Raw genomic sequence first — 16,921 nt, forward strand, 5'->3', positions numbered from 1 at the left:
CGATCTGCAGTGAGGAGGCTGTTCCCTACCCATGCAGCAAGGATTCGCCGACTGTCTGCTCTCAATTGTACTGCGGGCCCTCGGCCGCGCGCCCCTGGCGCGCGGAGTCTTCCTATAGCTCTCTCAGAATTAGGTAGCAAAGCAAGGGTATCAGACGCGAAAATACTCCTGCCAGCGGCGCGTCACCCGTTCCGCGATCTCCGGGCTCATTACGATGTCTTCCGGCCACTCGCGGGTAAAGCCCTCTTCCGCCGTCTTGCGGGTGGCATCCACGCCCAACTTGCCGCCATAGTTCGGCAGCGGCGCCGCGTGGTCGAGCGAATCCACTGGCCCTTCTACAATCACCGTATCCCGCTTCCAATCGACGTTGTTCCCCATGCGGAAGAGGACCTCGGACGTATCCTGCACGTCAATGTCGTCATCTACCACCACAATGAGTTTGACGCACATCATCTGATGTAGGCTCCAAAGAGCGTACATGGTCTTGCGCGCGTGACCGGGAAAGCGCTTCTTAATGGAAACGAAGACAATATTGTGAAAGACGCCTTCGTCCGGCAGGGCAATGTCATGGACCTCCGGGACCATCATCTTGATGAGCGGCAGGAAGATGCGCTCGGTGGCCTTGCCCATGTAGAGGTCTTCCATCGGCGGGCGGCCCACAATGATGGTGACGTACATCGGGTCGCGCCGGTGCGTAATGGCCGTAATGTGAAAGACAGGGTACTGGTCCGCTATCGAGTAATAGCCCGTGTGGTCGCCGAATGGACCCTCAGTCGCGTATTCGCCGGGTTCCACGTAGCCCTCGAGCACGATCTCGCTGTTAGCGGGCACCATCACGTCCACGGTCTTGCCCTTGACGAGTTGCACCGGCCCGCCGCGCAAGAATCCGGCAAAGAGAAACTCATCGATGCCTTGCGGCAGCGGCGCGGTGCCGGAATACACCGCCGCCGGTTCCGCGCCGAGCGCCACCGCCAGTTGCAGCCGTTCCTTCTTTTCCACGCTGTCGTCGTAGTGCTCGCGCCCGCCTTTGTGCCGCTGCCAGTGCATGGCTGTGGTGTTCTTGCTAAGCACCTGCATGCGGTAGCAGCCCACGTTGCGCTTGCCGGTATTCGGATCATAGCTGCACACGAGCGGCAGGGTGATATATTTCCCCGCATCCAGCGGCCAGCATTTGATGATGGGCAGCATGCCCAGGTCCACGTCGTCGCCGGTCAGCACGACCTCCTGGCAGGGCGCAGAATTCACTACTTTGGGCGCAATGCGCGACAATTTAAACAGTTCGCCGCCGGCCTGCAACTTGGCGGCGAGTCCTTCCGGCGGGCCGCCCAGCGCGATGCCCAGGAGGTTTTCCAGCTTCTGCGGCAGCTCTTCCCACGAATCGGACCCGAGCGCCCACGCCGTGCGTTGCTCCGAGCCAAAAGTGTTGATGAGCAGCGGTATGTCCGAGCCCTGTACGTTCTCGAAGAGCAGCGCGGGCCCTCCCGCTTTGGTGACGCGGTCGGTTATCTCCGTAATCTCTAGCTCGGGGTCTACCGTCGCCGTAATGCGCTGTAACTCCCCTTTGCCTTCAAGGAACGCGACGTATTCGCGGAGGTCTTTGAACGTGGGTGGCATCTGAGGTGTGCATTCCTCCTAAAAAGCTTCGTGCCAGGCCTGACTCGTGCTCCGACACGGGGAGGCGGGGGACAAGCCCCCGCGCTACTCCCCTGGGAGCCGCCAGTTCCGTCATTCCGGCGAAAGCCGGAATCCATCTTTTCTTCGTTCCATACGCCCTCAACCCACTGCGGGGGACAAGCCCCGCGCTACGTTTAATCCGTACGTAATCCGGCGCGGGTTGCGGAACTACGATATCGGATCGCAGGTTACAAACCTACGCTACCGGACCGCAGGTTACAGACCTACGCTGCCGGGCCACAGGTTGCGAACCTACGCTACTGGGCCGCAGGTTGCGGACCTACGCTGCCGGGCCGCAGGTTTCAAACCTGCGCTACTGGGTCTCCATCTCTTGCCGGGCTTGCATTATGGCCGCCCGCATCGCTCGCGTCGCTGCCGTTACGCGTTCGAATTCACCGTCCAGACGCTGCCAATCCAGCAGTCCCGCGCCGACGCCGAGCGCCAAGGCGCCGCTCTTGATGTATGTCCCGGCGTTCTCGATTGTGATCCCACCGGTCGGCAGTAAAGGAATCTGACCAAAGGGGCCCTGCAGGTCCTTGAAGAACTGCGGTCCGACAATATTGGCGGGAAATACTTTTACGATGTCCGCGCCTGCCCGCAGAGCGGTGAACACCTCCGTGGGCGTGAACGCGCCGGGGACCACCATGCAGTCGTGCTCGTTGGCAAACGCTACGATCGCGGTATCGAGGTGCGGCGAGACGAAGAACTCCGCTCCGGCGGCCAGTGCTTGCTCGGCCTCCGCTACGGAGAGCACCGTACCTGCGCCAATCGCCATCTGCTCGCCCAGCGCGTCGTGCAGCGCGGCGATCATGTCCAACGCGTGGGGCGTATTGAGCGTGATTTCCATCACGTTCACGTCCGCTGCCAGCAGCGCCTCGCCAATGGGCACCGCCCACTCAGGAGGCACGCCCCGGATGATCATGACCATTCCGGCTGCCTCGGTGCGCGCTACCTGCGCCTGCGCGCGTACACTCTGCAAAGTTTGCACTGTTAGAGTCCCAGTTTGTGTTTTCGTCTGCTACCCAATTGTTGTACTCCCGTCATTACTTTATGGAGAGCAGGCTATTCTCTAAGAATGCGAGAGCACCTTCTAGTCGCATCTTACTCAATTGCAACGCAAGTCTATCAGACTGCCACCGCCACTCTGAAGGGCATTTAGGTGCCTATTCGTGCTCTCCCGCCAACACGCTCATCACCTTAGACGGCAATGCAACGATGTCTACCATGTCGTCAAGTTTCTTGGTTAGTTTGTACGTAACTGCTTGGCCTTCCGCCATCCGCACCAACGTTCCCGCCCGGTATTCAGCAACCGCGCCTTTTCGCCACATATTGAACACCACCTGGCGGGGACATATGCCAAGACACAGGAGATAGTCGTATCCCCGATCCAAGCGCACGTGATTGAATTGAAAAGTTTGGTTCGCACCTAAGGATGCTGTCTTGACTTCAAACAACAACGATTCAACACGAAGATCGGTTCGGGATGTCCGCTTGCCATTTCCCACTGAAATGCCGTGCTGTTCCAAGTAGCGTCGAATGAACGTCTCCCCAATTTCACCTCGATTAGTATTGCCAAGCATGCGGTACCCGATTAGCGGAGAGTCCTGCCAGATATCTTCCGGCGCGTGTTCTCGAATGATGTGAGCTAACAAATCTACCGCGTTCATTCTGGTGGTTCCCAGGCACCCCGCGAGGCCCCCTTCTTCCAGAATACGAGAAAGTAGGAGTGGTTCTTCCTCGCGTGGACCTGCCTTACTGTGCGGCTGACGCCAGGTCGGTTGTTTCTGACCACGACAAATAGGTCTTCAGGGATGAATCCTAGCCTACGGTACGACTCCATGATTTCTACATGAGTGAAGCGTTGACGATTTGAGCACACTTCGTCCTGGCACTTGACGATCAAGACTCCTTGATCGCGCAGTACTCTGTGGGCCTCTGCGCCCGCATCCACGTACAGTTCCAATACTGCTTCATGGTACTTCTTGGTTGTGTTATTGCCTGTTTCGTTGTTCCGATAGTATTGCTCAAATGCGCTTTGGCTCTGATGGGCCGTGCCGCCTGGAGAATGCATGTAGGGCGGATCGAGAACCACACAATCGATCTCACCATCCTCATAGGGCAAGTCGCGACAATCTACTCCGGTCTGGATGTCAGTTCCGAGAACTTTGTATTGGTTCTCAGGAACGTTGCGCCAAAAGACCCCATCACCGTAGGTTACATCTGCAATCAAGCTGAACTTCGGGACATAAAGTGACAGAATCTGCGGGAAAACGCTTTCGTTTCCCCCCACGTGTGCGCTTAGAACGAGTTCGTTTGTCGGCAAACCGTTTTGGACGATCCGAGCACGTTTCTTGGTTTGTGTAGGCTGATAGGAAGCATTTGGCATGGCGATTGCGTTCCTGGTCTGCTCCTCGTGCATGCCAGCATGTTTTTTGGTTTTCGGTACAACTTTCGTCGGTCGTCTGGGCGGATGCGCATTCCGCGCGGCGTTATGGATTGAGTCGGTCTTACCCTACATGCGCCTCTTGCTTTTTGCAGTTGCCAATGCCTTCGAATTCCACCCGGACACGATAGCACCCGCGTCTCTTTTTGCGACGTAGCTTTCTATACTATAACCTACTCCCCGTCGCTTGATACGCTGTGTCGTGTGCGCGGTCATCTACGCATTTGCGCTTCTCTGCCAGATAGGCATCCATCGCCGTGTATCGGTCTACGGTGCGGCGCCGCAGGCTTCCAGGTGGCGGCGGAGGATCTTTTCCGCACGCTGGCGGATAGCGCGCACGGCTTGCGGGCTGACGCCCATGCGCGCGGCGATATCCACCACGCGGCGGTCCTGCCAGTAGATGGCGTAGAGCACGGTTTTCTGCTTCGGTGTGAGCGCCTGCAGGGCTATTTCGAGCTCGGCGTGGATGGCCGGTTCCGCTGTGGGTTTCCCTTTGCGCAAGCACTGCTCGGCGAGGTAGGCCGTAATCTCATCGCTGAGCGACTGGTTATGGGCGGGATCCGGCGGCGCGATGCGCCGGGAGGTGCGGCCGAAGTTGTGCACGCGCCACTTGAGCATGGTGCACATGTAGGCTTCGAAGTTGCCGTTGCGCCGGTAGTCATACTCGTAGAGCAACTCCAGAAAGAGGCGCTGCACCTCCTGGCGGGCGTCTTCAGCTTCCGAAGGCCGGAAGCTCCGCTTCAGACGCCGTATCTGGCGCTCCATCGGCAGACGCAAGCGGTCCATGAGCAGCATCTGGGCGGTGGTGTTGCCCTGCTTTGCCGCTTGCACCGTGACGAACAGTTCGTCAGGCAGATTTTGCCCGCGGCGCGGCTGCGCGGGCGTGGGCTCTTTCGCCACAGGCGCCGCTTTTGCCAACGGCGTCGCATTCATTAAGGGCATTGTCGCTGCCATTGCTCTTTCCTCTCCTTCGTTAGCTGGAACGGTTTCTGGTATGTAACGTTGGGTCGTATTGCGTAGGATCGTTTGGTGTAGGGGCGTTTCGCGAGGCGTGGTGCAGAGGCGCTTCACGAGGTGTAGGGGCGCTTCGCGAAGCGCCCCTACGGCGCCCCTACGGCGTCGGACGTTCATCCGCATGTTGGGGGTTTTCCCGTTCGTCCTTCGGTCCTTCGACAAGCTCAGGACGAACGGTACGTACCATGCGCTCGGGATCCCTTGCTGTCGGCTCATGCTTGCGGCTCCCCTCATGCGAACACGCGGATCACGCCCACCACCTTGCCGAGAATGGTGATGTTGTCGCCGGGGAGCGTGGGGTAGTACGGGTTGGCGGGTACGAGAAAGACCTGTCCGCCGTCGCGCTGCAGGTGCTTCAGCGTGGCGGTGCCGTCCTCGCGCAAGGCCGCCACCATCTCGCCGTTCTCCGCGGCGGGCTGGGGGCGAAGGAGCACGTGGTCGCCGTCGCAGACGCAGGCATCCACCATGCTGTCGCCCTGCACGCGCAGCGCGTAGACGTCCGGGTGACGGGCGAAGACGCTATCCACGGTGAGCCAGTCCTCCACCGCCTCCACCGCTTCCACGCCGGTACCGGCGGCAATCGTGCCGCGCACCGGCACGCGCGCCACGCCCAAGCCCTCCAGCATCTGGACCTGGGGCGTCAGCTCGTAGCTGCCCCAGGCCGTGCGGCGCAGGTAGCCCTTGGTCTCCAAGCGCTTCAGGTGGTGGTGCGCCGCCGCCGGTGCGCGCGCGCCGATGCAGCGGGCAATCTCTTCCAAGGTGGGCCAGCGTCCCTCCTGCTGCACGCGCGTGATAAACGTCAGCACCTGCCGTTGCTTGCCGGTTAGTGGCTTACCCGTCGTATGCGTTTCCTTCATGTGCACCTTCCTCTCTGTCGCCAACTATCGCTAACGAATGAATCTGTCATCGGGTGTCTCCGGTGTGGGAGACCTTTGCACAACTCAAGCCGGTAAGTGAGAAGATCCCCTCACCCTAACCCTCTCCCCCAGGAGAGGGAACCGGAGCCGCTCCATGTTTGCTCGGTTCCGTGCTCTGCACTCTCTCCTGGGCGAGAGGGAACCGGAGCCGCTCCATGTTTGCTCGGTTCCGTACTCTGCACCCTCTCCCTGGGGGAGAGGGAACCGGAGCAGCTCAATGTTTGCTCGGTTCCGCGCTCTGCACCCTCTCCCTGGGGGAGAGGGCCGGGGTGAGGGCGAATCTTCACCGTTCCAGCCCAATTCCGCGTGCTCGTTAGAGTTGCGCAAAGCTCTCCTGAGGGAAAGAGGGTTTTCCTTGCTGCCACAAGGCAGGCCGTAGCGCGGGGGACAAACCCTCCGCTGCCCCCGTGCTCCGACACGGGACAGGCTTGGAGTCAAGGATAAGCACCGTCTTGGTCTAGTCATCGGCAACGGCCACATCATCATAAGGTTCCTCTCTGTCGCGCCGATGCAGCCTGTTCCCCAGCACAACACCTGCCAGTCCTCCCCTGTTCTCGTGCACTGTGGTTCCCTCGACGCCACCGTTCGCCCTTCGACAGGCCTGTACTGAGCTTGTCGAAGGGCTCAGGGCGAACGGTGAGTCACGCCATCGGCACCTGCCAGACCTCCCATGTTCGCGTCCTCTGCACGGCGTTTTTCCCAGTATAGTAAATATTTTGTAAAATTACAACCCCTTTTACCCCTTATTTTTTACATTATTTTTGAATATAACTCTATGCAGCCCCAAAATCACGGGAAACACACTTCCCCACTGCCGTCTACCCACTCCCGAAACGCCTGGCAAAGAACGCGCTCCGCGGCGATGTATGCACGCCGCACCCTGAGCGCGCGGCTCTATGGAGAGGAAAAGAGTACGGCCGGGGGTACAAAGAAAACCGCACTTTCAACCAAAGCACACGTGCCTTGCCATGACGCAAAGGAAAACACCCAGGTGACCCAAAACCGGAAGCACGCCAAGAGCCTCTACGCAGATCTCCTCACCGAGCAAGAACTGGCGGCGCTGGAGCGCACCGCCGACAATCCCCTGCTCCAGGACGAGATCGGCCTGCTGCGCATGCTCATCCGCCGCATCGCAGCCCAGTTGCTCACCGCCGAAGACGATGAGCGCGCGCCGGCGGACAAGATCAAGGCGGTCAAAGACCTGACGGACATCCTCCTCAACGCCCTGAAGGCGCGCCACCAGCTCTCGCCCCGTGCCGAAGACAACCTGACTGAGGCGATGCGTCAGGTGGTTGCCGAAATCGAAGCGCTGGAACAACAGGAAGAGCACACACAGGAACACCACCATGCTGAATGAAACACCGACACAGACGCCCAGGCAGCACGACGCGCGGTTCCACAAACTGGCAGACGATCTGGACCGGCACGGCTGCGCTTTCGGCCAGGTGACGCGCGAGTTGGCTGAGAACACGCGGGAGGACTATGCCCGGCTGGAAGCCAAGATCAACGTCATCCTGATCGGCATCTTCGCTTCGCCGTTTGCCGCGGCTTTTCTCAACGGCATCCTCCGCAGCGTACCGGGGCCGTAAATGGTATACAGAGCAGCGCCCTATTCGTATCAGGCAGCTTACTCTTCGCACCTGGAGAGCATTGCGCAACTCGGACCCTCAGGAGCGGAGACTCCCTGTCCCTCAGGAGACCTATGCAGACCCAAAGCCAAGCGGAAAGACTCCCTCTCCCTGGGGTGAGGGGAATGCCTGCGCCAAGCGACAGCCCTTCGCCCGGCGATGAATCCAACCATGCACGAATATTCAATGTGATGAGAACGACCGCAGCACCTACAAGAAGAAAGAACACAGAGAAAAGCGAAGCCGATCACTCGTCAGCGCGCGGCGCTGACGGTCAGGGCTCGCTTGCTCACACGTTCTTCCGCTACACCCTGACCGACATTGCCCATTTTTCCCGTGTGCTCGTGGGGCGGCCTTTGCGGTCCTACCAGTTGGCGGTGGCACGGGCGGTGCTTGCGAGTGTGCGGCAACGTGAAGGGGCAATCTTCACCGTGGAGATGGCGCGGCAGATGGGGAAGAACGAGCTATCCGCTCATCTGGAAGCCTACCTGTTGTATCGCCATCAACAGCGCGGCGGCACTATCGTCAAATGCGCGCCCACGCTCAGCCCCCAGACCCTTGTCTCCCGCCTGCGCCTTGAATCCGTGCTGGACCGTCCCTGGCTGGCGCCCTATTGGCAGCGGGCCCACGGCTACATGGTCGCGGTCGGCAAGGCGCGGGTGATGTTCCTCTCAGCCCACGAGCAGTCCAATGTCGTCGGCGCGACTGCCGATCTGCTGCTGGAGGTCGACGAAGCTCAGGACGTTGACGAGGAGAAATTCGCCAAAGAATTCCTGCCCATGGCGACGGCGCAGAATGCCACCATCGTGCTCTACGGCACACCCTGGACGCAAGACACGCTCCTCGCCAAGTACAAGGCGCTGAACCTCGCGCATGAAGAAAACACCGGCGAGCGGCGGCACTTCTCGTTTCCGTGGCAGGTGGGCGCGCGGGAAAATCCGCGCTACGGCGCGGCGGTTAAGGCGCAGATTCGCCAGCGCGGGGAGGACGACCTGGTCATCCGCACCCAGTACTGCCTGGAGGAAGTGGACGACGCCACGGGCTTCTTCACCCCGCCGCTGCAGGCGGCCCTGCAGGGCACGCACGCGCGACAGCAACAACCGCAGGCGGATGCGCATTACGTGGCAGCCGTGGACGTGGCCGGCGAGGATGCTGTTGGGGCAAATCAACAAGGCCGTCAGTCGCGGCGCGACAGCACGGTGGTCTTGATCGGCGAGCGAATCTGGCGGCACGACCCGGTGTTGGGGTTCGCCCTGCCCGCGGTCAACGTGGTGAATGCCTACCAGTGGACCGGCCTGCCCACCACCGAGCAGTACGCCCGTCTCGTGCGCTTGCTCGGTGAAGAGTGGCGGGTGCAGCAGGCAATGATTGACGCCACCGGCATCGGGGATGCACTGGCGCGTTTCTTGCAAGCGCGCCTGGGTGAAGACCGCATCGAGCCGTTTATGTTCACGGCGCAATCCAAGAGCGCCCTGGGCTACGACCTCCGCACGCTCGCCGGCAGCGGACGCCTGCAACTCTGGGCGGATGACTGCTCGGCGGAATATCGGGAGTGCTGGCAACAGGTGCGACGCTGCCAATTGGCGCTGCATCCCGGCAACCGGATTGGATTCCATGTACCCGCCGGTCAAGGGCACGACGACTACGTGTCGGCCTTGGCACTGCTCACGCGCACGGTTGAGGCCGGCGCACCGCCTGCTGTCTCGGTCGCGCTGCCGCCGGAAGAGAGGGAGACGGAGGGGTATTGATGAGGGATTTGGGTCCTGTCCCAATCAACCACGGCAGATTGGCGACCCCGGACGCAGGTTGCAAACCTGCGCTACCGGTCCGTCACTCCGGCGAAAGCCGGAGTCCAGGGGGACGGCCTACGTGAAGCGATAACGCTTGTTCCTTGAATGAAAGGCGGTGTTGTCGCAGCGAAGGCTGGATTCCGGCTTTTCGCCGGAATGACGGAACTGGCGGCTCCTCGGGGAGTAGCGCGGGGGCTTGTCCCCCGCAGTGGGGCGGGGGTGTGTAGAACGAAGAAAAGATGGATTCCGGCTTGCGCCGGAATGACGGACAAGAGCGACTTGCGTAAGTGAACCGAATTAGAAAGCGAGCACGATGGCAGTACCAGCAACACAGTGGTGGCAGCGCGTGGGCGAACGCCTCCTTGGCGACGTGATCCAGGCACGAGTGCAGGAAGCGGTGGCGGCGGAAGACATCGGCTACCGGCAGGCAGCCGGCGGCGCCGAGTCCCGAGACGATCCGCTCTGGGACCACCAAAGGCTGCTGCGTGAAGTATACGAAGCCTATATCACGAACCCCTTGGCGTACACCGTCATCGACGTGCAGGCAAACTTCGTGCTGGGCGGCGGCGTGCGCATCGCCTGCACGAGCGCGACGGTGCAGGAGGTCGTGGACGCTTTTTGGCAGCACCCCGATAACAGTATGGATACGCGCATCTACAGTCTCTACACCGAGCTGGCGCTCTACGGCGAGCAGTTCGTGCGGGTGTTCACGGACCCGCTCTCAGGCGAGATTCGCCTGCGCCAGCTCGACCCACTGCTCATCGATCAGATCGAGACCGCGCCGGAAGACATCGAGCAGGTGGTGCGCTACCGGGTGCGCGGCGTCGGCCAGGACCCGGGCTACTGGGTGGCGGCGGGTGAGATGGAGCACTTCACCATCAACCGCGTGTCGAATGCGCTGCGCGGGCGCAGCGATCTGGCGCCGCTCTTGCCGTGGCTCAAGCGCTACCGTGACTGGCTCGTCGACCGCGCCCGCATCAACCGGCTCAAGGGCAGCTTCATTTACGACGTAACCGTGCGGGGGGCAACGCGAAACGACCTGCTCGCTAAGATGGCCGCCTACGCCCAACCGCCAGCGCCCGGCTCGGTGGTCTTCCACAACGAAGCCGAGACCTGGCAGCCGGTGCAGCCATCCATTGGCGCTGACGACGTGGCCGCGGACGGGCGCGCGCTGAAGCTCATGATCGCGGCCGGCGCGGGCTTGCCGGAGCACTATCTCGCTGAAGGCGGACATGTGAACCGGGCGACCGCGGCGGAGATGGGTCTGCCGACCCTGCGGCGCTTCCAACGCCGCCAGGAGCTGTTCGGCCGCTACCTGCGTCGTCTTGTTACGCGGGCGATTCAGGCCAAGCAGGACGCCGGCGCATTGGGGACAGATGTTGATACGGCATTCCGTGTGGTCTTCCAGGAAGTCCAGCCGGACGTTGCTCACGTGGCGGGGCCGCACGCGGAGTCGTTTGCGCGCTCGTTGCAGCTTGCCCAAGCCGAGGGCTGGCTGGAAGCGGATGACGCCGCGCGGCTCTTCCGTCGCTTTCTGGCTGCAGGGGAGTAGGGGAATGCGGGAGCGGCCTACCGAACTTCAGTTTGGCAGCTTACTGCTCAATTTAAGGGAATCGTATCCGTCACTCCCGCTTTCGCGGGAGTCCATCGAGTCTGCACGGATGGATTGCCGCTCCGTTTCAAATGTGTGGCAACGTTCCCGGGCAATTGATGTGCCAGGCAGCCGCGGACGCAGGTTGCAAACCTGCGCTACCGGTCCGTCACTCCGGCGAATGCCGGAGTCCGGGGAGGTTGGGCGGAAGGATTCCTACGTTCGCGAAATTGGCAAACCACACGATGATTCCATTGCATCGCAGTCGTGCAGAGTGGGCCGGACCGACCTGCGAAGAGACCCCCTCACCCCGGCCCTCTCCCTCGAGGGAGAGGGTGGTTCCGAGCGGATTCAGTCACTCCGGTTCGTAGTCCAGCATCTCGCTGAGCTGCTCCTTGGTCATGCCGGCGGCGCGGAGCAGGACCAGGACGACTTCAGGCTTGAGGGCTTCGGACTGGGAGAGCGGCGCGCCGGTTGCTTCGCCGACACGCGGGTGGATTGTTGCCACATCGGCAACGCCCACCACCGGGACGTTCTCGCCCTCGACAATATCGGCGGCGATCCAGGCCGGGAGCAGCCTGCCAAGCTGTGCCAGCGCTTTCTCCACCGTCTTGCCGTGGGCCACACGGTCGTGAAGGGGAATTGCTACGACACTGACCCGCTGCTCGCCCTGCCAGGAAACGGCCGGCAGGCGGTACGTGGCATCGCCGATGCCAACGGTGACGGTGTGCAATGCAAGGGTATCGGCGGGCGGGTCTTCCTGCGAGAGGAACATCTCCGCAGCCAGCGTGAGGTCGGCAACGACGGCATCAACCGTATCGCCTTGCACCACGCAGCCCGGGAGCGTGGGCAGTTCCGCCCAATAGCCGCCCGCCTGGGAAGGCGCGACAATGACGGTGAGCGACGCAGTAGGTGAAGGAGGTCTGTGAAGGTTCATGCTGACCATTGTACCAATTGGCAGGATCACGGCCACGGACGAGAGCAGAGTTGTGGACTCTTCCCTCATTGACAATCGCGTGCAAACGGGAATCCGTCTTCGCCGCCCGCCACGGCCAGGAAGAGAAACAACGCCAAGTTGGGAGCGGGGGACAAGCCCCCGCGCTACGAGGAATGGGTTTCCGCCAGGTCGGCGGACGCAGGTTACAAACCTGCGCTACCGATCGTGCCGGTCCGTCATTCCCGCGAACGCTCGCCCCCTGCGGGGGCGCGGAATCCATCTTACTGTGTGCGGCGGCCCGGAGCGGGGGACAAGCCCCCGCGCTACGAGGAATCAGTCCGGGTAGCGCAGGTTTGCAACCTGCGCCCACCGGTCGTGTCCCCCCAGTGACAGTTCAATCACACCATCGAAAGGAGAACGACGCGTTGAAACAAGAGAACCTCACGCTGCTCGTGCCGTTGCAGGAGGCGCAGCTCGATGCGCCGCGGCGGGATATAGCCGTGACCGTCCTCAAGGAGGGACTATCGCGGAACGGCCGCTATTTCACGCCTCAAGCATTGCAGGACGTGGCGGCGCAACTCGACGGCCTAAAGGCCTTCGCCGACCACCCCGCGCCTACATCCGATAGCATCGGCAAGCCACGGAGCATACGCGACGTGGTGGGATTCTATCGCGAGCCCCGGCTGGAGGGCGACCGCGTACGGGCGACACTCCATATCTTCGGCAGCGCCGACTGGCTCTGGAGCTTGATACAGGAAGCCGTGGCCATGGGACGTCCCGACGTGCTGGGGCTCTCAATCGACTCGCTGGCGGCGGTGCGCACCCAGCAGCAGAACGGCAAGCGCATGCAGGTCGTGGAGAACATCCCGGCGCTGCGCTCTTGTGACGTGGTCACCCGGGCGGCGGCCGGCGGCGCCTTCGAGCGCATCTTGGCAGAGCAGGAGATTTTCGACACAAGCAAGGGAGAGGAAATGCAGGAAGACGAACGGATCAGTTCAGCATCAGATACCCCCATCTCCGGGACAAGCCCGGCGGATTCACCCCATATAGAGGAGGTTTCTATGGGAGACACAGCCGCAACGACCATCGATTCACGTCTCGCCGAGGCCGAGGCCAAGCTCGCGTGCATGACCGCGCTGCACGAGCGCCTCGATAGCGCGGCCCTGCCCGCCGCGATCAAGGGCAAGCTACGCCGCCGCTTCGAGGGTCAGACCTTTACCACCGAGGTGCTGGAGCAAGCTATTCAGGACGAGGTCGACACCGTGCGCGCACTGACGGGTTCGGCACACGTTGTGCACGGCGTGGGCACGGAGAAAGCGCGCCTCAGCGTGGGCGGCACCGGCGCGGGCCGGGGACTCGCCGCCGCCGAAGCGGGACTGGCGCGCCTGCTGGGAGTGCGGGACGTTGCCGCCGACGAGCCGGTCCCCGCGTGGTCCAGCATCCGGGAGGCGTACGTGCAGATTACGGGCGACAGCGAGGTGCGGGGCGCCATGAACCCGGAGCTCTCGCTCGTGCGCGAGGCCAACGAGGTCACCACAAGCGTGCTCAACCACGCGCTCGCCAACGCCATCACGAAGCGCCTCGTCCAGGACTACGGCGCGCAGCCGCAGGACTGGCGGAAGTTCTGCGTGATCCGCAATATCCGCGATTACAAGCCCCAGTACCGGGTGCTCTTGCACGACTTCGGCGCGCTCGACTCCGTCAATGAGAACGCTGCCTACACGAACCTTGCCTGGGACGACACGCGGGAGACGTATACGCCCGCCAAGCGCGGCAACCTGGTGGTGGTCACCCGCGAGGCGATCCTGAACGACGACCTGGAAGCCGTCCGGCGCATCCCTACCAAGCTGGCGATTGCGGCCGCCACCACCATCAATGAGTTCGTGTACGGCCTCCTTACCGACAATCCGCAGCTTGCCGACGGTTCGACCGTATTCGATGCCGATAGCCAGACCGCGCACAAGAACCGCGGCACCGCCGCGCTGGCGGCCTCGGCGCTGCAAGCCGCGATCACGCAGATGATGAAGCAGACCAATAGCGCGGGCAAGCGGCTGGGCCTCAAGCCGCGGTACCTCCTACTGCCGCCGGACCTCTACTGGACGGCAGTAACCATCCTCAATAGTACGCTGCTGCCCGGCACGCAGAACAACGACGCCAATCCGCTGCAGGGCATGCTGGAGCCCATCGTGGTGCCGCAGTTCAGCGATGCCAAGGACTACTACCTGATGGCGGACCCGGCCCAGATCGAGTGCTTGGAAGTGGGCTTCATCAACGGTCAGGAGACGCCGGAGTTGCTGGTGCAGGATAACCCGACGGCGGGATCTGTCTTTACCAACGACGCCATCAGCTACAAGGTGCGCTGGGAGTTTGGCGGCGGCTGGCTGGACTACCGGGGCGCGTATTGGGCGGAGGTGGCGTAGGGTGTATGCGCGCCAGGAGGCGATTTGAGGGCTGGATTGACGCCAATTTCCCCTCAACCCGGTCTATACAGGGAGAGGGTGAGGGCGACTCTAGGCCCCAAAGTCATTAATGTTTACCCGACGCCCAAGCAGAAGCATAGAAGCGTCAAGAGGATCCTGAGCACTATAACTCAGCCAGCATAGCCCCTAGTTGTACACTGCTACGAGCACGGCGTCGTTGGGGTTCTGCAGGTCGTTGAAGACGACGATGCAGCGCTGGCCCACGGTGATTGCGGAGGCGTCCAGCCCCCGATTTACGGCGATGCCTGTGAGAATCGTGGGGAATGAGCCTGTCAGTTGCACGTCCGCCTGCCAGTTCGTCGCGTCGAATGCCCGCAGCACGCCGCTCAAGGCGGCCCCGGGTGTGATGCCTCTCGTTTCTGCTCGCTGTGGCATAGCATTGCCCCTTTCTACAAATACCGGATCGTATAGCTGTTGAATTCACGCAGCTACCGGTGTAGCTTTTCCTGGCTTAGTTGGTCCTATGTGAGACCGATCTAATTTGCTGATGTGCCGCGCAACAGCGCGCTAGTAGGGCTGCAGCGCACAATTCGCTGTGCTCGCCGTGCGCAAGCCCTTTGGACTGCGGCCCCGCATCGCCTCGATACGCTGAGTCTGGTTCGGGCCAGACTCTGAGCCCGGATGACGAGCACGGAGCGAAGCGCATCGGGTTCTCCCTTGCGTGGGATGCAGTAGGGGCGGTTCGCGAACCGCCCCTATCGGTAATTCCCTTCAAATATAGCTTTGCTCTGATGTTTCCCCTCACCCCAACCCTCTCCCCAGCGAGAGGGAGACTTCTCGCCTTCAGGTGGGGCCCTTAGAGGTCCCCTGGGAGAGGGCGTCTCGTCGCCTGACCTGGCTGCGCAATGCAAGGGTCTGCTGCGGGGGAGAGCACAAGCTCGGAGCCTAGGACTTGTCTCATAAATACATCGCTCTGTTTGACTTGCCCTTCGACAGGCTCAGGGCGAACGGAAAAGGTAAGAATCCATCTGGAAACGGTGCTAGACCTCCTGCAACACGACGCGGGTCTCCCACTCCAGCACCCACAACTGCTCTTTGCCAAAGGGGATCACCCGATCTTCGCAGGCGGCAAAGCGCACCGTGTAGCTGTCTTCCAGCGGATCGACGAACGTATGGTCTTCGTTCAGGCGTTCGTAGAATTCCCAGAGCCGGTCGTGCCACTGCCGCGCCTTGGTTGCGTTCGTCGTGCCGTCCAGGTTGCGGATGTTACTGCGGCAGAGGACCGTGAAGCCAAACTCGCGCTTTGCCAGGCCGCTTTCGACGTAAGCAAGCGTGCCGCCCGCTGTTTCGCGCGCCTGCGCGCGGCGGGGTCGGGTCATGGTGTACGTACCGGGCTTTATATAGAATCCCACCGGCGCGCCGTCGTCTATGCTGGCGTTCGCGAGCGTCACGTTGCAGTCCACCCCAATGGTTGGCATTAAGTGCGTTCTCCCTCTCTCGTACTAATTCCCTATCCGATTGTCTTGCGTTAGCGCCGGCAAGCACGCTTGTTCCTTTCGCCCTAAGCGCAGTCGCGCACACGCATGCCATTTGTCCTGAGTACCGAGTGAAGCCCTTGTCGAAACACGATATGGCTCATCGGTTCGACTCTTCAGACCCCCTCTCCCTGGGAGGCCGTTTCATAAATCTATCGCCCTGTGCAGGCTTGCCGAAGGGTCGAAGCACGATTCGGCGTATCGGTTCGAGTCTTGAGACCCCCTCTCCCTGGGGAGTGTATAGACCGGGTTGATGGGTAACAGGTGTTCGGGTTGATAGGTTACACCGTCGAATATGGGAGTTTTCGTTGTATGCAGTGTCCATGCCTTGGAAGTTAGACCCACTCAATACCCTTGTGGATACGGTTTTTCCCCTGGCACCAGCTCACGAACTGAACATGAGTATGTCGTGGTGCCTGGAACGTCTATTTCTCTGCCCAACCCAAAGCGCCCGAAGGTGTCAATCAGTACAATGTGTAACCTATCAACCCGAACACCTGTTACCTATCAGCTCGGTCTGTACACTCCCCCGGGAGAGGGAACAGGAGTTGCTCTGCGAATTTTAGGGCGGCTTCTCGGTGTATGTTGCCGAAAGAGGGAACAAGCTTTCCCATCTGAAAATAAAGGTTGCTTCTTGGCTAATTCCCTTCGAATGGGAACTTGAGAAAGCAATTGCAATTGCATGAATCAATCCAAGTGGTTCAAGTCGCGAACTGCCTGAGGTGGATCGATTCTCTCGCACCCCTTTGAGACACTGGACTCAGTTTAGTCTGTAGGCGAGAAAGCCCCCTCTCCCTGGGGAGAGGGTTGGGGTGAGGGGAAATCTGCGCCTATAGGCTTGATGTGACCCGCTAAGCAGATTTACACCAAAGTCTCCACTCTAGGACGTTGGGGGGGGGGGGGGGCCAAGCCCCCCCGCCACCCTTTTCCGGTGCCTTTGGGGGGAGATACACCCAAACCAGCCATTCTTGC

14 protein-coding genes are annotated in these 16,921 nt (G+C 61.3%); 5 read left to right on the forward strand and 9 right to left on the reverse strand.

Features of this window, described 5'->3' with window-relative positions; genetic code table 11:
* Positions 1 to 150: 150 nt before the first annotated feature.
* The 6 genes from OXE05_12360 to lexA form a co-directional block, all read right to left on the reverse strand.
* Positions 151 to 1,614 (reverse strand): menaquinone biosynthesis decarboxylase, encoded by a 1,464-nt coding sequence (locus tag OXE05_12360; protein ID MCY4438112.1) that lies wholly within the window; start codon positions 1,612 to 1,614, stop codon positions 151 to 153.
* A gap of 373 nt (positions 1,615 to 1,987) precedes the next feature.
* Positions 1,988 to 2,662, reverse strand: coding sequence for a bifunctional 4-hydroxy-2-oxoglutarate aldolase/2-dehydro-3-deoxy-phosphogluconate aldolase (locus tag OXE05_12365; protein MCY4438113.1), 675 nt, complete (start codon positions 2,660 to 2,662; stop codon positions 1,988 to 1,990).
* Positions 2,663 to 2,837: 175 nt separating this feature from the next.
* The gene (locus OXE05_12370; GenBank protein ID MCY4438114.1) at positions 2,838 to 3,341 is read right to left on the reverse strand and encodes a hypothetical protein; all 504 of its coding nucleotides are present in this window, start codon (positions 3,339 to 3,341) and stop codon (positions 2,838 to 2,840) included.
* Complete coding sequence (locus tag OXE05_12375) at positions 3,338 to 4,060, reverse strand: DNA methyltransferase (GenBank protein ID MCY4438115.1); 723 nt, start codon at positions 4,058 to 4,060, stop codon at positions 3,338 to 3,340. The genes OXE05_12370 and OXE05_12375 overlap by 4 nt, the downstream gene beginning before the upstream one ends.
* 324 nt (positions 4,061 to 4,384) lie before the next feature.
* Positions 4,385 to 5,071 (reverse strand): sigma-70 family RNA polymerase sigma factor, encoded by a 687-nt coding sequence (locus tag OXE05_12380; protein MCY4438116.1) that lies wholly within the window; start codon positions 5,069 to 5,071, stop codon positions 4,385 to 4,387.
* Between the two features lie 290 nt (positions 5,072 to 5,361).
* A complete protein-coding gene (gene lexA / locus OXE05_12385; protein MCY4438117.1) occupies positions 5,362 to 5,988 on the reverse strand; it encodes a transcriptional repressor LexA in 627 nt (208 codons plus the stop codon).
* 1,051 nt (positions 5,989 to 7,039) lie between these two features.
* On the opposite strand from lexA, the gene OXE05_12390 reads away from it, so the two are divergent.
* The 4 genes from OXE05_12390 to OXE05_12405 all read left to right on the forward strand — a co-directional run bounded on the left by OXE05_12390 (position 7,040) and on the right by OXE05_12405 (position 11,018).
* Positions 7,040 to 7,405, forward strand: a complete 366-nt coding sequence (locus OXE05_12390; GenBank protein MCY4438118.1) for a hypothetical protein — start codon at positions 7,040 to 7,042, stop codon at positions 7,403 to 7,405.
* The gene (locus OXE05_12395) at positions 7,395 to 7,637 is read left to right on the forward strand and encodes a hypothetical protein (protein MCY4438119.1); all 243 of its coding nucleotides are present in this window, start codon (positions 7,395 to 7,397) and stop codon (positions 7,635 to 7,637) included. The genes OXE05_12390 and OXE05_12395 overlap by 11 nt, the downstream gene beginning before the upstream one ends.
* 230 nt (positions 7,638 to 7,867) lie before the next feature.
* Positions 7,868 to 9,424: a hypothetical protein gene (locus tag OXE05_12400; GenBank protein ID MCY4438120.1), complete on the forward strand. Its 1,557-nt coding sequence runs from the start codon at positions 7,868 to 7,870 to the stop codon at positions 9,422 to 9,424.
* Positions 9,425 to 9,779: 355 nt separating this feature from the next.
* Positions 9,780 to 11,018 (forward strand): hypothetical protein, encoded by a 1,239-nt coding sequence (locus OXE05_12405; protein MCY4438121.1) that lies wholly within the window; start codon positions 9,780 to 9,782, stop codon positions 11,016 to 11,018.
* A 394-nt stretch (positions 11,019 to 11,412) separates the two neighbouring features.
* On the opposite strand, the gene OXE05_12410 is transcribed toward OXE05_12405, so the two are convergent.
* Positions 11,413 to 12,063 (reverse strand): type II toxin-antitoxin system HicB family antitoxin, encoded by a 651-nt coding sequence (locus tag OXE05_12410; protein MCY4438122.1) that lies wholly within the window; start codon positions 12,061 to 12,063, stop codon positions 11,413 to 11,415.
* Between the two features lie 356 nt (positions 12,064 to 12,419).
* On the opposite strand from OXE05_12410, the gene OXE05_12415 reads away from it, so the two are divergent.
* Positions 12,420 to 14,414: a Mu-like prophage major head subunit gpT family protein gene (locus tag OXE05_12415; GenBank protein MCY4438123.1), complete on the forward strand. Its 1,995-nt coding sequence runs from the start codon at positions 12,420 to 12,422 to the stop codon at positions 14,412 to 14,414.
* 186 nt (positions 14,415 to 14,600) lie between these two features.
* Here the strand turns inward: OXE05_12415 and OXE05_12420 are convergent, their stop codons facing one another.
* Positions 14,601 to 14,849 (reverse strand): hypothetical protein, encoded by a 249-nt coding sequence (locus tag OXE05_12420; protein MCY4438124.1) that lies wholly within the window; start codon positions 14,847 to 14,849, stop codon positions 14,601 to 14,603.
* A 605-nt stretch (positions 14,850 to 15,454) separates the two neighbouring features.
* A complete protein-coding gene (locus OXE05_12425; protein MCY4438125.1) occupies positions 15,455 to 15,892 on the reverse strand; it encodes a hypothetical protein in 438 nt (145 codons plus the stop codon).
* Between the last annotated feature and the right edge of the window lie 1,029 nt (positions 15,893 to 16,921).

It is taken from the genome of Chloroflexota bacterium (genome assembly GCA_026710945.1).
Taxonomy (GTDB): Bacteria; Chloroflexota; UBA11872; order VXOZ01; family VXOZ01; genus VXOZ01.